The organism is Muricoccus vinaceus, from assembly GCF_042433125.1.
Classification (GTDB): Bacteria; Pseudomonadota; Alphaproteobacteria; order Acetobacterales; family Acetobacteraceae; genus Roseomonas; species Roseomonas vinacea.
This window is the reverse complement of the sequence record NZ_JBHLVZ010000033.1, coordinates 96,756-114,846: the sequence shown is the minus strand read 5'-3', so window position 1 is coordinate 114,846 and position 18,091 is coordinate 96,756. Positions and strand designations below refer to the sequence as shown.

Below are 18,091 nucleotides of genomic sequence, written 5' to 3'. Positions count from 1 at the left end.
GCTCAGAGCTTCGACAGGTCGGGGAAGGGGCGCACGGGTTCGCTGCCGTCCCATGTCTCGGAGGCCTCGCGGATCAGGCGGAACATCTCCCCCTTGGGCCCCGCGACCTCGGACAGCTCGATCACCGTGCCCGGGTGGTAATGCGTGTCGAAGTAGACGAAGCGCCCGCGCTCGCCGACCTCCCCGCTCATCACCGCCTTGAAGCCCTGCGCGGTCAGGCGCGCGAGGTCGGCGTCGTAGTTGTCGGTCCAGTAGGCGACGTGCTGCAGCCCGCTGTGCCCGGCATCGGTGAAGTCCTTGTACATGGACGGCACGGCGTTGCGGCACTGGATCAGCTCCACCTGCACCGGCCCCGAATTGGCCAGCGCCACGGAGTTGTGCGGCTCGAAGCTCTCGCCCTTGTAGCGGTAGTTCACGATGGGCACGCGCGGGTTGTAGAAGAAGGGGCCGACGCCCAGCACGCGGCTCCAGTAGTCCATGGCGGCCTCGATGTCCGGCACCACGTAGCCGAGCTGGCGGATCTGGCCGAGAAAGCGGCTCATCGCTGTGTGTCTCGCTTGAAGGAGGAATCGCGCTTCAAAGGAAGCCGATGGAGAACCAGGGAATGGCGGCGACGATCACGAGGCCCACGAGCAGCGCGGCCATGTAGCCCCAGATGTGGCGGAGCCCTTCGTCGGGGTTCACCTTGCTGGTCGCGCAGGCGCCGTAATAGCCGACGCCGAAGGGGGGTGCGAAAAGCCCGATGCCCATCGCGAAGATCACCACCATCGCGTAGTGCACCTCGTGCACGCCCGCCGCCTTGGCCAGCGGGAACACCAGCGGCCCGAAGAGCACGATGGCAGGAATGCCCTCCAGCACGCTGCCGAGGATGATGAAGGCCACGATCGACACGGCCAGGAACCCCCAGGCGCCGCCGGGGATCGCGCCCATGGCGCGTGCCAGGCTCTGGCTGAAGCCCGACTGCGTCAGCCCCCAGGCCATGGCGGTGGCGCAGCCGATGATGAAGATGATGGCGCCGGTGAGGGAGGCCGTGTCCGCCAGCATGGGGCCGATGCGGCGCCAGTCGAACTGGCGGTACACCAGCAGCCCCATCAGCACGGAATAGCCGATGCCGATGGTGGACACCTCGGTGGCCGTCGCCACCCCCTCCACCACCGCGGCGCGGATGATGAAGGGAAGCGCAATGGCCGGCAGCGCGATCAGCCCGAGGCGCAGGATCTGCTGCCAGGAATAGCGCTCCACCCCGCTCAGGTCCTCGCCGCGGTAGCGCCACCAGACCACGGCGCAGAGGCAGAGGCCCAGCACCACCGCCGGCAGCATCCCCCCCGTGAACAGCGCGGCGATGGAAATGCCCGTGACGGAACCGATGGTGATGAGCACGATGCTCGGCGGGATCGTCTCGGTCTGCGCGCCGGTGGCGGAAAGCAGCGCCACGAGGTCGCCGGGCTCCGCGCCGCGCTTCTTCATCTCCGGGAACAGCACGGGCGCGATGGCCGCCATGTCCGCGATCTTGGAGCCCGAGATGCCGGAAACGAGGTACATCCCGCCGATCAGCACATAGGACAGCCCGCCGCGCACATGGCCGAGCATGCTGGCCAGGAAGCCGATCATCGCCCGGGCCATGCCCGTCATCTCGATCAGCGCGCCGAGGAACACGAAGAGCGGCACGGCCAGCAGGATGAGGTGCGACATCCCCTCGTCCAGCCGCCCGACCACCACGAGCAGCGGCGTGGAGGTGGTGCAGGCGAGATAGCCGAAGGTGGCCAGCGCGAAGGAGAAGGCGATGGGAACGCCCGCGAACACGTTCACCGCCACGATGCCGACGAAGAAGATCACCAGGTTCACCTGCCCCAGCGGCTTCAGCGTGGGGCCAAGCACCCAGAAGGCCGCCACCGCCGCCGCCGTCAGCATCGCGGCCCAGGCCACCGCCATGGGCTGGCCCAGCCGCATCAGCCGCACGAGCCCCACGGGGATCATCAGCGCCAGCCCCACCGGCAGGGCCGCGGCGCGCCAGGAATTCGCGATCTCCAGCGCGGGCGTGACGATGAAGGCCTCTTCCTCCGCGTATTCCAGCGCGTGGTGCAGCACGAGCAGCACGAAGGCGAGCGAGGCCGTCAGCGCCAGCGCCTCCAGCAGCGCGCGCGCCCGCGGCCCGACGCGGGTGACCAGTCCCGTCATCCGCATGTGCTCGCCCCGCCGCAGCGCGACGACGGCGCCGAGCATGGACAGCCAGAGGAACAGGATCGAGGCCAGCTCGTCCGACCAGACGATCGGCGCATGGAACACGTAGCGCGCGACGATGCCGGTGCCGAGGATGGCGATCTCGGCCAGCACCAGGGCGGCCGCGGCGGCTTCCAGCACGCCGCCGAGGATGCGGTCGAAGCCGAAGGCCAGCCGCGCCGCCGCGCCCGCGGGCAGGGCGGCCGTCTCGAGCGCGGGGGCGTGTCCGGCCATCTGGTTGCGTCCGCTCAGGCCAGCTTGCCGACGGCGCCCTCGAGCAGCCCCCAGGCCTCGTCGCCGAAGCGGGTCTTCCATTCCCCGTAGAAGCCGGAATCGCGCAGCTTCGCGCGGAAGCTCTCGGGGTCGGTCGCGTTGAAGGACAGGCCCTTGGATGCGAGGTCGGCCCGCACCGTCGCGTTCAGCCCGGCGATGTCCGCCCGCTGCTGCAGCCCGGCCTCGTTGATGGCGTTGGACACGATGCGCTGCAGGTCCGCTGGCAGCCCGCGCCAGGCGCGCCCGTTGGCGATGAACCAGTAGCCGTCCCAGATGTGGTTGCTCAGCGCGCAGCTCCGCTGCACCTCATACAGCTTGGCCACCTGGATGATCGGCAGCGGGTTCTCCTGCGCGTCCACGATCTTGGTCTGGAGCGCCGAATAGACCTCGCTGAACTGCAGGCTGGCCGGCGAGGCGCCGAGGCCGCGGAACATCGAGATCGAGAGCGGGCTGACGGGCACCCGGATCTTCAGCCCCTCCATCTGCGCCGCGCCCTGGATGGCGCGCCCGCTGGTGGTCATCTGGCGGAAGCCGTTGTCCCACATCTTCTCGAAGGCGAAGAGGTTCACGCGGGAAATGGCCTGGCGCACCGCGCCGCCCACCCCGCCGTCCATCGCCTTCCAGACCTGGTCGTAGTCGGAGAAGGCGAAGCCCAGCGCGTTGATGGCGGCCACCGGCACCAGCGTCGCGATCACCAGCGCGGACGGCGTGAAGAAGTTGATGCCCCCGCTGCGCACCTGGGACAGCATGTCGGTGTCGCCGCCGAGCTGGTTGTTCGGAAAGATCTTGATGTCCACGCGCCCGTTCGTCTCGCGCAGGATGCGCTCCATCGCCTCCTGCGCGCGGATGTGCAGCGGGTGGGTGACGGGCAGGTTGTGGCCGTACTTCCACTCGAACTCCGCCGCGCGGGCGATCCGGGGAGAGGCGATGAGGGCCGCCACGGGCAGGCCGGCGGCCAGGCGGAGCGCGACGCGGCGCGTGGTGTTCGGCATGGTGTCCTCCCTCATTTTTCTTGATGCAAATTGATGCATTGCGAGCTGGACCCAAGGTATGCCTACCCTCCACGACCGGTCAAACACGTTTCCTGATGGATTTTGATGGATTCTAGCCCTCCACCGGACCTGCCGCCCCGTGCCCGCGTACCCGACGTGGCGCGCATGGCCGGCGTCTCCACCGCGACGGTGGACCGCGTGCTCCACGGCCGCGCCGGCGTCCGCCCGGTCACCGTGGAGCGCGTGGTCCGCGCCGCCGCCGCGCTCGGCTACATCCTGGACACGCTTCCCTATGCCGCCAGCGCCCGCCGACCCATGCGACTGGTCTTCCTGCTGCCGGAGGGATCGAACCGCTTCCTGTCCATGCTCGGGCAACTGGTGGGTGAGACCCGCGCCCGCTTCGAGTCCTTCGGCATGACCGCCCGCGCCGAGTTCATCCGCAGCTTCAACCCCGAGCTTCTGGCAAAGGCCCTGCGGGAGGCCGCGCGCGAGGCCGACGGCATCGCCTTCATGGCGCTGGAGCACCCGGCCGTGCGGGAGGCCGTGAACGCGCTCGCCGAGGCGGGCACGCCCACGGTGACGCTGATCTCGGACATCGCAAACGCGCGCCGCGCCGCCTATGTGGGCCTCGACAACCGCTCAACCGGCCGCACCGCCGGCTACCTCATGGCGCGCTTCATCGGCCCGCGCCCGGCCAAGGTGGCGATGATCGCGGGCAGCCTCAGCTACCGCGCGCACGAGGAGCGGGAGATGGGATTCCTGCACCTCTTCACCGAGCTGTTCCCGGCCATCGAGGTGGTCGGGCTGCGCGAGGGCCATGACGACGAGAGCAAGAACCACCGGCAGGCGAAGACCCTGCTCAACCGCCACCCCGACCTCGCCGGCATCTACAACATCGGCGGCGGCGCGGCCGGCATCGCCCGCGCCCTGCGCGAGGCCCGGCGCGAGCGTGAGACGGTGTTCATCGGCCACGGCCTGACGCCCGACACCCGCGCGCTGCTGATCGACGGCACCATGGACGCGGTGATCACGCAGAACCCGCGCGCCATGCTGATGGATTGCGCCACGGTCTTCGACAACATCCGCGCCGGCCGGGAAGCGGAGTGCGGCATGGGCCGCCCCGTGGGCGAGATCATCCTGCGCGAGAACCTGCCCTGACCGGGCGCGCCCCTTCCCCGGGGCGCGCCCGGCCGCAACTCAGGCCCGGTCCGGCGTGAGCCGCCGCTCCCAGAGCGAGGTGCCCGCCATGTTCCGCAGCAGCACCGTCATCGCGCCGTCCTCGCCGGCGATCCGCACCTCCCCGAAGAACTGCGTGTTGTCGGCGGGGGCGGCGTTGTCCATGCCGGGCGCCTTCTGCCAGACAACCTCCGGGCCGAAGGTGTCGTCCAGCGCGTTGGGGCCGAAGCCGCCCGCCCAGAGAGGGCCGCTGACGAACTCCCAGAAGGGCGCGAAGTCGCGGAACTGCGCGCGGTCGGGGTGGTAGTGGTGCGCGGCGGTGTAGTGCACGTCCGCCGTCAGCCACACCACGTTCCGGATGTTGTTCGCGCGAATGGCCGAGAGCAGGTCCGCGATCTCCAGCTCGCGCCCCAGCACCGGGCCGTTGCCGTTGGCGATGGCCTCGAACAGCGGCCGTCCCTCGCCGTCCTTTCCGTCCGGCACCTGCAGCCCGATCGGCATGTCGGCCGCGATGACCTTCCAGGTCGCGCGCGAGGCGCGCAGCCCTTCCTTCAGCCAGCGCAGCTGCGCCTCCCCCAGGAAGGCGGTTTCGGCGCCCGCGGCCTCCTGCCGGTTGTGCGTGTTCGGCCCGCGGTAGGAGCGCATGTCCAGCATGAAGAGATCGAGGTGGGGGCCGTAGGAAACGCGGCGGTAAACGCGCTCGGCCTCGTCCGGATCTGGCCTGAGCGGCGCGTAGTCCAGGAAGGCGCGGGTGGCGTTGGCGCGCAGCGCCCCGATGCGCTTCTCGTGATAGGCCGCGTTGGCCGAAAGGTCCTTGCTGCTCGACCAGTTGTTGACGACCTCGTGGTCGTCCCACATCCACATCTGCGCGACCTCGGCATGGAAGGCGCGGACGTTGCGGTCCATCAGGTTGTAGCGGTGGGCGCCGCGGAACTCCGCCAGCGTTTCCGCCACCTTGGCCTTCTCCGGCGTCACCAGCTGCTTCGACAGGCTGCCGTCGGGATAGCGGATCTCCCCGGCCACCACGCTGTCGGCGTAGATCGTGTCGCCGCAATGGATGAAGAAGTCCGCGCCGGTGCGCCGCATGGCGTCATAGGTCATCATGCCGCCGCGGCTCTCGTCGATGCCCCAGCCCTGGCCGACGGTGTCGCCGGACCACAGGAACTTCACGTCGCGGCGCGATACCGGCACGGTGCGGAAGCGGCCGGTCACGGGCTCGGCCGCAAGGCCGGGCGTCGTGGGATCCTGGAAGGTGACGCGATAGAACACCTCCTGGTCGGGCGGCAGGCCCGACAGGTCGATCTTGCCCGTGAAATCCGTGGCCTCCGTCACGTGCGGGCCCATGACCCGCCGCGCGTCGCGGAAGCTGTCGCTGGTGGACCATTCCACCTGCATCCGCGCCGTGCGGTCCGCCCGGCTCCAGATGATGGCGCGGTCGGCCGAAACGTCGCCGGCGCTGGCGCCCCACTCGGCCCGCGGCCGCACCGCGTCGCTACCGATAACGGCGGGCGCGCCGCCCTGCCCGAAAACGAGGCGTGGCTGCGCCAGCAGCGCGCCGGCGCCGGCGAGCGCCGCGCGGCGGTTCATGCGGAACCTGGCCATGATGCAAATCCTTCGCGTGGAGAAAACGCGCCCCTCTGCCTCCCGATCCATGACCCGCGATGGGTCACCGTCGTGACAGTTCGGTGACGCGTGCGGCAGCCGCGCGTTCCCGGCAGGATTCCGAACGGGGCCCGCTCAGGCCAGGCTCAGCTCCCCATACTCCGCCGCGTCGCCTCGTGCAGCGCATTCCCGGGTTCGCCGAGGTCGAACACGATGTCGAAGTGGTTCGAGCGCGGCCGCGGTGGCACCACCACCACCTCGCACCCGGCATCCCCGAGCCGACGCGCGAAGTCTTCCGTCTGCCGCTTGAACTCGCTCGTCTCCGTCTCCCCGTAGGTCAGCACCACCGGCAGGCCCGAGGGCAGCGGCAGCAATGCCGGGCTGTTCCGCACAGCCGAGGCCTCGTCCAGGCTCATCCAACCGTTGATGTGCGTGCCCAACAGCGGCCGGAGGTCGAACAGGCCCGACAACAGCGTCGCCCCCGCCACCGCAGGCTCGGGCAGGCCCAGCGCCGCCTGCCAGCCGCCCACCAGCAGCATTCCCGCCAGGTGCCCGCCCGCGCTGCTGCCGGCCACATGGATGCGGGAGGCATCCCCCCCGAAGCGCGCGATGTTTCCGTGCACCCAGGCCAGGGCCCGCCGGCACTCGTCCACGATCCGGTCGAGGCTCGCCACCGGCGCCAGCGTGTAGTTCACCGACACCACGCAAACATCCGCCGCCACGAAGGCCGGCGCCATGGACCCGGCATCGGCGGAATCCAGCGCCCGCCAGTACCCGCCATGGATGAACACCAGCACCGGCGCACCGGCGCCCGCGGGATACACATCCAGCCGCTCAGGCTCTGTCGGCCCGTAGGAATGCGTGGACCACGGCAGCACCGCCTTCGCCGCATCGGTGCGCGCGCGATAGGCGGCGATGATCTCCTCCACCTCGGGCGTGGTGGCGCGCGCGTTGTACTCGCGGTCGAGATCCATGCTCCGCCCCCTGCTACACGCCGATCCAGGCGCGCACGCGCTCGGCGTCGCGGTCCAGCTCCGCCCCCGTGCCGCTCCAGACGGTGCGGCCCTTCTCCAGCACCGTATGCCGGTCCGCCAGCCGCCGCAGCGCCGCCAGCGTCTTGTCGATCAGCAGGATCGCCTGCCCCTCGGCCTTCAGCGCGGCCAGCGTGGACCAGATCTCCGCCCGGATCACCGGCGCCAGCCCCTCCGTCGCCTCGTCCAGGATCAGCAGGTGCGGGTTGGTCATCAGCGCCCGCCCGATCGCCAGCATCTGCTGCTCCCCGCCCGAAAGCGTGCGCGCCGACTGCCCCGCGCGTTCCTTTAACCGGGGAAACAGCGCGAACACGCGTTCCAGCGTCCAGGGATGCGCCGCGCGCTCCCGGTCGGCCGCCGTCGCGACGAGGTTCTCGCGCACCGTCAGCGTCGGGAAGACCTGCCGCCCCTCCGGCACCAGCCCGATGCCCCGCCGCGCCACGCCCTCCGGCGGCAACCCCGAGACCACCTTGCCCCGAAACGCGACGCAGCCGCCGCGCGGCGGGTTCAGCCCCATGATGGCGCGCACGGTCGTGGTCTTGCCCATGCCGTTGCGCCCGAGCAGCGTCACCACCTCGCCCGGCTCCACGGCAAGGTTCACGTCGAACAGCACCTGCGCCGCGCCGTAGCCGGCCTGCAAGCCTTCCACCCGCAGCATCAGACCCCCTCCTCCTCGGAGAGATAGGCGGCGCGCACCTGCGGGTCGTGCCGGATCTGGTGGGGCGAGCCCGAGGCGATGCAGTGCCCGTAGACCAGCACGGAGATCCGGTCCGCCAGGCTGAACACCGCGTCCATGTCGTGCTCCACGAGCAGGATGGGGATGCGCTCCTTCAGCGCCCGCAGCACCTCCGTCATGCGCAGGCTCTCGCTCGCGCCCAGCCCGGCCATCGGCTCGTCCAGCAGCAGCAGCCGCGGCCCGGTCGCCAGCGCCACGGCGAGTTCGAGCTGCTTCCTTTCCCCGTGCGAGAGATCGGCCACGGGCACATCCCAACGCGCCTCCGCCAGGCCCACCTGGGCCAGCGCCGCCCGCGCCGGATCGCGCAGCCGCGCATCGCGTGCCGCATCCCGCCAGAAGCGGAACCCGTGCCCCGCCCGCGCCTGCACGGCGAGCGCGACGTTGCCCTCCGCCGTGTCGTCCTCCAGCAGCTGCGTGATCTGGAAGGTGCGCGACAGCCCGCGCCGCACCCGCGCGGGCGTGGGCATTCCCGTGATGTCCTCCCCCATGAAGCGGATCACGCCCGCATCCGGCGTGATCTCCCCCATGATCTGTCCGATGGCGGTGGTCTTGCCCGCGCCGTTCGGCCCGATCAGCGCGTGCAGCTCCCCCGGCATCACCTGCAGGGAAAGGTCATCCGTCGCGACCAGCCCGCCGAAGCGCTTCACCAGCCGCTGGACGGAGAGAACCGGTTCCTCAGCCATGCGGCGCGGCCCCCGGCCGCAGGGGCATGTCCGGCGCCGCCCGATCCTCCGCCTGCACGCGACCGGGAGGCAGCTCCCCGGCGGGCAGCGCCTCCGGCGCGCGCCGCATCCCCGCGATCTGCCGCACCGCTCCCATCAGCCCGCCCCGCGCGAACAGCACGACCAGCACGAGGATCGGCCCCAGGATGAACTGCCAGTGCTCCGTCAGCCCCGAGAGCGTGTATTCCAGCGTCACCAGCGCGGCCGCGCCGAGCGCCGGCCCCACCAGCGTGCCGAGCCCGCCCAGGATCACCATCACCATCAGCTCGCCCGACTTGGTCCAGTGCATCATGTCCGGAGAAACGAAGCGCGCCTGGTTCACCATCAGCGCCCCCGCCATGGCCGCACCCATGCCCGCGATGACGAAGGCCGCGAGCTTGTAGGGATAGGTGCGCACCCCGATCGCGGCCATCGGCCGCTCCCCCTGCCGGATGCCCGCCAGCACCCGCCCGAAGCGCGAGCGCGACACGCGGTCCATCAGGAACAGCCACGTCGCCAGCAGCCCGAGGCAGATCCAGTAGAGCGTCGCGGGATCCCGCAGGTTCATGCCGAACACCGGCGCCACCCGCCGGATCGCCAGCCCGTCGTCGCCGCCATAGGCCTTCAGCGAGACGAACAGGAAAAACAGCATCTGCGCGAAGGCGAGCGTGATCATGATGAACTGCACGCCCGACGTTCGCAGCGACAGTGCCCCGATCACCAGGGCTCCGACGCCCCCCACCAGGATGGCCAGCGGCAGCGTCACCAGAAGGTCGTTCGTGCCGGGCACGATGCCGAGAAACGCCTCCCCCGAGACGTAATGCGCGTAGAGAATGCCCACGACATAGCCGCCCAACCCGTAATAGGCCGCGTGGCCGAAAGAGACGAGCCCGCCGCCCCCGAGCAGAAGGTTCAGCGACGACGCCGCGATGGCATAGATCGCGATCCGTGTGGCGAGCGTCACCGTCGCCGGGCTGTCCAGCATCGGAGCCACCACGGGCACGAAGGCCGCGAGCACCAGCAGCAGCACCGCCCAGGCCCGCTCGTCCCTCATGATGCTACGCATGAGCAGGAAACAGCCCGCGCGGCTTGGCCAGAAGCACCAGCGCCATCAGCAGATAGACTCCCATCGAGGCGAGCCCCGCCCCCAGCGCGTCCGCCTCAGACCCCGCCATCACCTGCCGCAGAAGCCCCGGCACATAGGCGCGCAGCAGGGTGTCCACCACGCCCACCAGCACCGCCCCGAACAGCGCGCCGCGCACGGAGCCGATGCCGCCGATCACCACCACGACGAAGGTCAGGATGAGGATCTGCTCCCCCATTCCCACCTGCACGGAAAGGATCGGGCCAGCCATCAGCCCGGCCAGCCCCGCCAGCAGCGCCCCCAGCCCGAAGACCAGCGTGTAGAGAAGCCGGATATCCACCCCGAGCGCCCGCACCATCTCCCGGTGCGTGGCACCGGCGCGCACGAGCATCCCGATCCGCGTGCGCTGGATCAGCAGGTAGAGCCCCAGCGCGACCAGCAGCCCCACCGCGATGATCAGCAGCCGGTACACCGGGTAGTCCACCCCCGGCAGCACCCGCACCGCGCCGCGCAGCCCTTCCGGCACGTTCACGAACAGGGGCTGCCGGCCGAAGACCAGCACGGTGCCCTCGTTGAAGAACAGGATCAGCCCGAAGGTCGCCAGCACCTGGTCGAGGTGGTCGCGCGCATACAACCGCCGCAGCACGACGAACTCCACCACCATGCCCGTCGCGGCGGCGGCGGCCAGCCCCGCCAGCAGCGCCAGCCAGGGCGAGCCGGTGGCGGTGGCCGTCACCGCCGCCGCATAGGCGCCGACCATGTAGAGCGAGCCATGGGCGAGATTGATCACGCCCATGATCCCGAACACCAGCGTGAGCCCCGCCGCCAGCAGGAACAGCGTGACGCCGAGCTGCACGCCGTTGAGCAACTGCTCCAGCAGAAGCGCCACGCCGGGGGTCATGTCAGAACCGGCACTGCGCGGAATAAGCGTCCCCGTGGTCGGTCAGCACCCGGTCCTTCGTCACCAGCGCCGGCTTGCCCGCAACGTTCTCCACCTTCAGCGCCCACCAGTCCTGCACGGGGTGGTTGTTCGGCCCGAAGGAGAACTTGCCCCGCGTGCTCTCGAAGTTCGCGGGCTTCATCGCACGGTAAAAGGCCTCGGTGTCGTCCACCTTGCCGCCCGTGCCCTTGAGCGCCGCGCCGATCGCCAGCGCCGCATCGAAGCTCTGCTGCGCATAGAAGGTCGGCAGGCGGTTGAACTTCTGCTGGAAGGCGGCCACGAAGCGCTTGCTCGGCTCGTTCGGGAAGTCGCTGTTCCAGTGGCTGGTCAGGTTCACGCCCACCGCGGCCTCGCCCACCGCCGCCAGCGTCGTCGCGTCCATCGATGGGGCGGCCAGCGTCATCGGCAGGTTCGCCATCAGCCCGGCCTGGATGTACTGCCGCAGAAAGGCGATGCCGAGCCCGCCCGGGTGGAACTGGTAGACCCCGTCCGGTGCCGCCGCGCGGATCTGCGCCATCTCCGCCGCGTAGTCCGTCTGGTCGAGCCGTGTGTAGACCTCGCCCGCGATCGTGCCCTTGTAGAGCCGCTTGAACCCCGTCAGCGCGTCCCGCCCCGCCTGGTAATTCGGCGCCAGGATGAACATGCGCTTCTGACCCAGGTTGGTGGCCAGCTGCCCCGCGCTCTCGTGCAGGCTGTCGTTCTGCCAGGCGATGGACCAGAAGTTCTTGCTGCACTCCTTCCCCGCCAGGTTCGACGGCGAGGCATTGGGCGAGACATAGATTCCCCCCGCATCCAGCACGTCCGGCGCGACCGCGCCCAGCACGTTGGAGAAGACGATCCCCGTCAGCAGCTTGATGCGCTCGTTCTTCATGAAGCGCTCGGCCACCTGCTTGCCCTGTCCGGGGCGCAGTCCGTCATCCTCCACCATGAGTTGCACCGGCACGCCGCCGAGCTTCCCGCCTTCCATGTCCATCGCAAGCTGAAAGGCGTCGCGGATATCCGCCCCGATATAGCTTCCCGCGCCGGAAAGCGTCGTGATCATGCCGATCTTCAGCGGCGCCCCCTGCGCCAGGGCCGGGCGTGCCAGGGAGGACGCGGCGAGCGGCGCCAGCCCGAGGGCGGCGCCCGAGGCAAGAAGACCGCGGCGATGGACCGTCATGGAAAGCCTCCGTTCGTTTCATTGAAGCTTAAAGGAGTTTCGCGCGGCCAGTCCACCGGAACATGGCCACCGGCATGTCGGGCCACGCCCTATTCCACCCGCGCGCCCGAAACCCGCACCAGATCCGCCTTGGCCGCGAAATCCGCGGCGATCATCGCGCCCGAGGCCTCGGGCGTCGCCGCGTGCACGGTATAGCCGTTGGGCAGCAGGTGCCGGTCCCGGATCACCGGCTCCTCCAGCGCCGCCGCCACGTCCCGCTGGATGCGCGACAGCAGTGGCCCAGGCGTGCCGGCCGGCGCGAAGAGCCCGAACCAGGTTCGCGGGTCGGCGTCGGGGTAGCCCGCCTCGATCAGCGTCGGCACGTCCGGAAGTTGCGGCAGCCGCGTGGGCCGCCCCACCGCCAGCGCCCGGAGCGCTCCCGTCGCGAGGAACTCGCGCGAGGAGGCGACGCCCGCCAGCGTGCCCTGCACCTCCCCCGCCACCGTCGCCAGCACCGCCGGCGTCAGCCCGCGATAGGCCACCTGCGCGATGTCGATCCCTTCCCTTGCCTTGATGCTCTCGAACAACAGGTGCGGCTGGCTGCCCGGCCCATAGGAGCCGTAGTTCAGCGCCCCCGGCCGCGCGCGCGCCGCCGCCACCAGTCCCGCCATGTCCCTTGCCGGCACCGAAGGATGCACCAGCACCATCTGGTGTACGTCCAGCAGGTAGGAGACGGGCACGAGATCGCGCAGCGGGTCGTGCGGCAGCCGCGCGTGGATGTGCGGGTTCGACGTGATGGACGAATCCGACGTCATCAGCAGCACCTGCCCGTCGGGCGCCGACTTGGCCACGGCGTCCGTGCCCGGGATGGTCGCACCGCCCGGACGGTTGTCCACCGTCACCGTCTGCTTCCAGGTCACGGCCAGCCGGTCCGCCAGCGCCCGCGCCAGAGCATCCAGCCCGCCTCCGGGCGGATAGGGCACCACGAAGCGCACGGGCCGGTCGGGCCAGGCGGGCTGCGCCAGGGCGGGGCTGACCAGGAAGGGAGCGGCGAGCAGAACGCGTCTTCGGAACATCGCGGTGGGTCCTCTGCAATACGGCCGTGCAGGTTCCGGGCCATGCCAAGGGGAAGCGCGTCCCCTGTTGAAAGCACGCGCCGCGGGGCGGGCTCGCCCCCTGGCCCCCGCGATCAGAAAAGATGGCGCTCCAGCCGCGCCACGGTGTCGGCGGGGGCCTCCAGCTTCGCCTGGTGGCCGATGCCGGGCTGCACCTCCAGCACGGCGCCGGGAATGGCATCGGCCAGCGCGCGGCTGACCTCCGGCGGGTTCACCCGGTCCTCGGCGCCCACCAGCACCAGCGTCGGCGCCACGATGCGCGGCGCGAAGTCCAGCGTGTCCGTCGCGTCGCTCGCCCGCGCCGATCGCATCAGCCCCTTCGCGTGCGTCGCAGCCAGCGACTGCCGCACCCATTCCGCGACCACCTCCGGCGTGCCGGGCGCGACGAGGTTCGCCCAGCGCTTCCGCGCCAGCGCCATGCCTCCTGCGGCCACGCTCTCCTCCCGCATCGCCAGCATCCGCGCCCGCTCCGCCCCAGGCTTCCAGCGCTGCCCGCGCGATGCCCCCAGCAGCGCCAGCTTGCCCACCCGCGCGGGGTGCTCGGCCGCCATGACCGCCCCCACCATCGACCCGAAGGAGGAGCCCACCACATGCGCCTGCCCGATGCCCAGCGCATCGAGCAGCGCGACCGCCGTCCGCGCGTAGTCCTCGGCCCGGGGCGCCTCCGCCGCGAAATCGGCCGAGAGCCAGTAGCCCGGCGCGTTCCAGGCGATCACCCGTGCCCGCCGCGCCAGCGCCGGCAGCACGAAGCGCCATCCGGTGGCGTTGGAGCCGATGCCGTGCATCAGCAGCACCGTCTCCGCTCCCGTCTCCATGCCCGATGCCGTGCCCGATGCCATGAACGACATCCGCCCGTGCTCCAGCCCCAGCGCCGCCGCGTCCAGCTCCGCGAAGCGCGTCTCGAGGAGCGGCGGCGCCTCGCTGCCGTCGGGATGGCGGGTCACAGGCTCACCCAGCCCTCCGGCGGCGTCTTGCCCGGGTGCAGCGTGCCGCAATGCGGGCAGGTGCGCTTCTCCTCGCTCGCGTAGAACTCGGCGTAGAGCGGCGGCAGGTCCTTCACGATGTCCGTCACCACCAGCTCGATCCGGTGGACGCGGCCGTTGCACGTGAAACAGTACCACTCGAAGGCGTCCTTCGACCCCTCGGGCCGCCGCCCCTCCACCACCAGCCCCACCGATCCCGGCTGCGGCCGCTGCGGCGAGTGCGGCGTGTGCTTGGGCAGCAGGAAGACCTGCCCCTCGCGGATCGGGATGTCCTGGATGCGCCCGTCCATGTGCACCTTCAGCACCATGTCGCCGCGAAGCTGGTAGAAGAACTCCTCCACGGGGTCGTCGTGGAAGTCCACGCGCTGGTTCGGGCCGCCGACGATCTGCACAACCGTCTCGGCGTCCTCGAACAGCAGCTTGTTGCCGACGGGCGGCTTCAGCAGGTGCTCGTTCTCCGCGATCCACGCCTTGAAGTCGAACGGCTTCCTCATCGAAGCTCTCCCTATTCCGCCGCCTGCCGCACCGGCCGAAGCCCGCAGCCCTCGAAGGCCGCCCGCGTCGCCGCCCGCTCCGCCTCCGTCAGGTCCAGCATCGGCCGCCGCACCGGCCCGCCGGCCTGCCCCAGAAGCTCCATCCAGTATTTCGTGTGCGCGGGCGGCTTGCCCCCCGGCTTGGTGGAGCGGATGGCGGCCCGCACCGGGGCCAGGCTGTCGAAAACCCGCCGCGCCGCCTCCGCCCGCCCGGCGAAGGCCAGGTCCGTGTATTCCCGCATCCGCGCATCGCCCGCCGTCTGCAGCATGGCGGGCGGGGAGGAGCAGAGATACAGCCGCCATCCCAGCTCCAGGATGTTGTCCAGCCACTCCTCCTCGCTGGCCGTGCTGACCAGCAGCGCCTCCCCGGCGCGGCGGGACAGCTCCGAGTACATCGGGCGCGGCACGGAATACTTGATCGCCACCACGTTCGGGATCTCCGCGATCCGCAGGCACAGGTCCGGGCTCATCAGGTAGCCGCTGTCCGGATGCGACCACATCGCGATCCCCAGGGGCGTGCGCTCGCCGATGTGGCGGTAATACTCCACCAGCGTCTCGTCCCGCTCGTGCAGGAAGTGCAGCACCGGCGCGTGCACCACGATGAAGTCGGCCCCGCAGCCCTCCGCATGCGCCGCCAGCTCCAGCACCGTGTCCAGGTTCTGGTCGGAGCAGGACATGATCGTCCGCCTGCCCGTTTCCCGCGCCACCTCCGCCGCCACCGAGAACAGCCGCTTCCGCTCGGCCACCGAGAGCGAGAAGAACTCGCCCTGCTTCCCCGCCACGAACACCCCGTCGACGCCGAGTTCGGTGAACCAGTGCCGCAGGTTCGCCCGGAACCCCGCCTCGTCCAGGGAAAGATCCGCCCGCATGGGCGTGGGCGCCGCGCACCAGATGCCCCGCAGATGGGCGCGGGCGAACGCCTTCGCGCCAGCCCGATCATAGGTCCCGCTCATGCCGTCCTCCGGGAATGCCGTGCGCAGCCTATCGGCAGGCGGCACGATCCGGAAAGCCCACCCACCTTGCATCCTTCCAAACCGAATGCCCGTCCTTCCACATCAAGCGTGTAATTCGCGGCCCCCGGCGCTTATATGAAGGCCTTCCCCGGGGAGAATGGCTTGGACGCGCTGCGCCTTCTGATTGAACTGGCCGGGGAGGCCGCCCTCCTGCTCTTCGGCCTGCACCTCGTGCAGCGCGGCGTGGAGCGGGCCTTCGGCGCCAACCTCCGCCGCACCGTCGGCGTCGCCCTCGGCTCCCGCCCCCGCGCCTTCCTCGCCGGCCTCGGCGTCACCGCCGCCCTGCAAAGCAGCACCGCCGCCGCCCTGATGGTGGGCGGCCTCGCCGCCCGCGGCACGCTGGGGCTGGAGCCGGCGCTCGCCGCCATGCTCGGCGCCAATGTCGGCACGGCGCTGATCGTGCAGCTTCTCTCCTTCGACGTGCGCGCGGTGTTCCCCGCCCTGGTCCTGCTCGGCTGGGCCGCCTACCGCCGCCCGACGCTCCGCCAGCGCGAGGCGGGGCGCGCCGTCATGGGCCTCGGCCTCATGCTGGCCGCCCTCCACCTCATGCTCGACAGCATGGCCCCCCTTCAGGCCTCACCCGCCTTCCGGGAGGTGCTGCACCTGCTCGCGGGCTCCCCCCTGCTGAACCTCGTCGCCGCCGCCCTGCTGGCCTGGGCCATGCACTCCTCCGTGGCGGCCGTGCTGCTGGTGGGCTCGCTGGCCGGCGCCGGCGCCCTCACGCCCGAGGCCGCCGTCGCCATGGTGGTCGGCGCCAATCTCGGCAGCGCCATCACCCCCGTCCTCGCCGCCCGGGGGGAGGTGCGCGACCTGTCCCGCCAGCGCCTGCCGATCGGCAACCTGGCCAACCGCACGGCCGGCGCCCTTCTCGCCCTCGCCCTGGTGGGTCCGCTCACCGAAGCCCTGCGCGCGCTGGACCCCGCCCCCGCGCGCCTCGTCGCCAATGCCCACCTCGCCTTCAACCTCCTCCTCGCGGTGGCCACCCTCCCCTTCCTCACCCCCTTCGCCCGCTTTCTCGCCCGCCTGCTCCCCGCCCCCCCGGCGGCGGCCGATGCCGCGGCCCCGCGCTACCTCGACCCCGAAGCCTTCGGGACCCCCGCCGTCGCCCTCGCCAACGCCGCGCGCGAGGCGCTGCGCATCGCCGACGAGGTGGAGGCCATGTTGCGCGACGCCGCCGCCGCCCTCCGCCGGGCCGATATCGAGCGCGCCCGCGCCACCGCGCGGCGCGACGACGTGGTGGACAACCTTCACCGCGCCGTCCACGCCTACCTCGCCGGCCTTCCGCGCGAATCCCTTTCCCCCGCCGAGGCCACGCGGCTGGAGGAGATCCGCGACCTCGCCATCGTGCTGGAACACGTCGGCGACACGGTGGAGCGCGGCCTCGCCCGCCACGCCACCCGCGCCGTCCGCCGGGGCACCCAGCTCCCGCCCGAGCTCGCCGACGAGCTCGCCGCCCTGCACGGCCGCGCCATCGCCCAGCTCCGGCTGGCGCTCGCCGTCTTCATGGATCACGACACCGCGGCCGCGCGTCAGCTCGTGGTGGAGAAGGAGGCCTGGCGCCGGGCCGAGCGCGCCGCCGCCGACCGCCTCGGCCGCAGCGCCGACGACGCCTCGGCCGCCACCGCCCGCCTGGCGCTGGACGTCACGCGCGACCTCAAGGGGATCGCGGGCCACCTCGCGGGGCTTGCCCACCCGTTGCTCGAGCGGGAGGGCCTGCTGCGCGTCAGCCGCCTGCGCGCCGCCCCCGCCGCCTGAGCCGGCCCTTCCCGCCCGCTCCCCCCGGCTCAGGCCTCCACGCGCCGCTCCCTGGCGAAGACGCGGTCCATGGCGGCCACGGCCCCGACCCGGTTATGGGCGCCCAGCGCACGGAACAGCGCGTTCAGGTGAACCTTCACCGTGCCCTCCGAAAGCTTCAGGTCGCGCGCGATTTCCTTGTTGGACTTGCCCTGGGCCAGCAGGGTGATGACCTCGCGCTGGCGTGCGGAAAGCTTCACGCCGCCCGCCATCTGGGCGGCGATCGCCACACCCGTGGGCGGGGCCGCCGCGAGGATCGGCGCCGGCACAGGCAGGGCCGGGCGGATCGTCAGGGCGGTTGGCACAAAGATGTTCCCCCCGAGCACCGTCGCCACGGCCATCGCGATGGCCTTGATCCCGAGCGCCTTGGGAATGTAGCCGTGAACCCCGGCATTCAGTGCCATGAGGATGTCCTCGCGCCGCTCGGACCCGCTGACGACCACAACCTGCACCCCCGGATGGGCCGCGCGGATCGCTTCCAGGCTGACAAGCCCATTCATTCCCGGCATTGTCAGGTCAATGAAGGCCAGACCGATCGCCGGGTTGGCATGAAGTTCTTCCAGCGTCTGTTCCAGCGAACCCGCCTCGGCCACCAAGAAAAAATCGAACTCTTTTCTTAGAAGCTCGGCGAAGGCGGCACGGAACATCTCATGGTCATCTGCAACCAGGCCCAGAAGGCGCCGATCCCGCGACATGGTGCTCCCCGTGCCATCTCACATCTTGCCGTGAGCCTGAAATCACCACCAGCGTTTCGTCATGT

At 70.9% G+C, this 18,091-nt stretch carries 17 protein-coding genes; 2 read left to right on the top strand and 15 right to left on the bottom strand.

All coding sequences use genetic code 11. From position 1 onward, the window contains the following. Nucleotides 1-2: 2 nt before the first annotated feature. From ACFFIC_RS13260 to ACFFIC_RS13250, 3 genes are read right to left on the bottom strand one after another with little or no spacing between them, the layout of a single operon-like run. Entirely contained in the window at nucleotides 3-542 is a 540-nt protein-coding gene (locus tag ACFFIC_RS13260; RefSeq protein ID WP_377051028.1) for a VOC family protein, read from the bottom strand. Nucleotides 543-576: 34 nt separating this feature from the next. Beyond that, nucleotides 577-2,454 (bottom strand): TRAP transporter large permease, encoded by a 1,878-nt coding sequence (locus ACFFIC_RS13255; RefSeq protein ID WP_377051026.1) that lies wholly within the window; start codon nucleotides 2,452-2,454, stop codon nucleotides 577-579. Nucleotides 2,455-2,468: 14 nt separating this feature from the next. After that, entirely contained in the window at nucleotides 2,469-3,485 is a 1,017-nt protein-coding gene (locus ACFFIC_RS13250) for a TRAP transporter substrate-binding protein (protein ID WP_377051024.1), read from the bottom strand. Nucleotides 3,486-3,590: 105 nt separating this feature from the next. On the opposite strand from ACFFIC_RS13250, the gene ACFFIC_RS13245 reads away from it, so the two are divergent. Beyond that, nucleotides 3,591-4,643, top strand: coding sequence for a LacI family DNA-binding transcriptional regulator (locus ACFFIC_RS13245; RefSeq protein WP_377051022.1), 1,053 nt, complete (start codon nucleotides 3,591-3,593; stop codon nucleotides 4,641-4,643). Between the two features lie 39 nt (nucleotides 4,644-4,682). Here ACFFIC_RS13245 and ACFFIC_RS13240 read toward each other — a convergent pair whose 3' ends face one another. From ACFFIC_RS13240 to ACFFIC_RS13190, 11 genes are all read right to left on the bottom strand, one after another. Next, the gene (locus ACFFIC_RS13240) at nucleotides 4,683-6,263 is read right to left on the bottom strand and encodes an alkaline phosphatase D family protein (RefSeq protein WP_377051020.1); all 1,581 of its coding nucleotides are present in this window, start codon (nucleotides 6,261-6,263) and stop codon (nucleotides 4,683-4,685) included. A gap of 146 nt (nucleotides 6,264-6,409) precedes the next feature. Next, a complete protein-coding gene (locus tag ACFFIC_RS13235; RefSeq protein ID WP_377051018.1) occupies nucleotides 6,410-7,237 on the bottom strand; it encodes an alpha/beta hydrolase in 828 nt (275 codons plus the stop codon). A gap of 13 nt (nucleotides 7,238-7,250) precedes the next feature. After that, nucleotides 7,251-7,952, bottom strand: a complete 702-nt coding sequence (locus ACFFIC_RS13230; protein ID WP_377051016.1) for an ABC transporter ATP-binding protein — start codon at nucleotides 7,950-7,952, stop codon at nucleotides 7,251-7,253. Beyond that, complete coding sequence (locus ACFFIC_RS13225) at nucleotides 7,952-8,713, bottom strand: ABC transporter ATP-binding protein (protein ID WP_377051014.1); 762 nt, start codon at nucleotides 8,711-8,713, stop codon at nucleotides 7,952-7,954. The genes ACFFIC_RS13230 and ACFFIC_RS13225 overlap by 1 nt, the downstream gene beginning before the upstream one ends. After that, the gene (locus ACFFIC_RS13220; RefSeq protein ID WP_377051012.1) at nucleotides 8,706-9,785 is read right to left on the bottom strand and encodes a branched-chain amino acid ABC transporter permease; all 1,080 of its coding nucleotides are present in this window, start codon (nucleotides 9,783-9,785) and stop codon (nucleotides 8,706-8,708) included. Before ACFFIC_RS13220 ends, ACFFIC_RS13225 begins: the two co-directional genes overlap by 8 nt. Before the next feature lie 4 nt (nucleotides 9,786-9,789). Then, complete coding sequence (locus tag ACFFIC_RS13215; protein ID WP_377051010.1) at nucleotides 9,790-10,716, bottom strand: branched-chain amino acid ABC transporter permease; 927 nt, start codon at nucleotides 10,714-10,716, stop codon at nucleotides 9,790-9,792. Nucleotide 10,717: 1 nt separating this feature from the next. Then, a complete protein-coding gene (locus ACFFIC_RS13210; RefSeq protein WP_377051008.1) occupies nucleotides 10,718-11,914 on the bottom strand; it encodes an ABC transporter substrate-binding protein in 1,197 nt (398 codons plus the stop codon). A gap of 89 nt (nucleotides 11,915-12,003) precedes the next feature. Next, nucleotides 12,004-12,969: a Bug family tripartite tricarboxylate transporter substrate binding protein gene (locus ACFFIC_RS13205; protein WP_377051006.1), complete on the bottom strand. Its 966-nt coding sequence runs from the start codon at nucleotides 12,967-12,969 to the stop codon at nucleotides 12,004-12,006. 113 nt (nucleotides 12,970-13,082) lie between these two features. Then, nucleotides 13,083-13,952, bottom strand: coding sequence for an alpha/beta fold hydrolase (locus ACFFIC_RS13200; RefSeq protein WP_377051004.1), 870 nt, complete (start codon nucleotides 13,950-13,952; stop codon nucleotides 13,083-13,085). Beyond that, nucleotides 13,949-14,485: a 3-hydroxyanthranilate 3,4-dioxygenase gene (locus tag ACFFIC_RS13195; protein ID WP_377051002.1), complete on the bottom strand. Its 537-nt coding sequence runs from the start codon at nucleotides 14,483-14,485 to the stop codon at nucleotides 13,949-13,951. The genes ACFFIC_RS13200 and ACFFIC_RS13195 overlap by 4 nt, the downstream gene beginning before the upstream one ends. 11 nt (nucleotides 14,486-14,496) lie before the next feature. After that, nucleotides 14,497-15,477, bottom strand: a complete 981-nt coding sequence (locus tag ACFFIC_RS13190; RefSeq protein WP_377051000.1) for a dihydrodipicolinate synthase family protein — start codon at nucleotides 15,475-15,477, stop codon at nucleotides 14,497-14,499. Nucleotides 15,478-15,612: 135 nt separating this feature from the next. Between ACFFIC_RS13190 and ACFFIC_RS13185 the strand changes: the two genes are divergently transcribed. Further along, complete coding sequence (locus ACFFIC_RS13185) at nucleotides 15,613-17,292, top strand: Na/Pi cotransporter family protein (RefSeq protein WP_377050998.1); 1,680 nt, start codon at nucleotides 15,613-15,615, stop codon at nucleotides 17,290-17,292. A gap of 29 nt (nucleotides 17,293-17,321) precedes the next feature. Here ACFFIC_RS13185 and ACFFIC_RS13180 read toward each other — a convergent pair whose 3' ends face one another. Continuing rightward, entirely contained in the window at nucleotides 17,322-18,026 is a 705-nt protein-coding gene (locus ACFFIC_RS13180) for a response regulator (RefSeq protein WP_377050996.1), read from the bottom strand. Nucleotides 18,027-18,091: the final 65 nt, after the last annotated feature.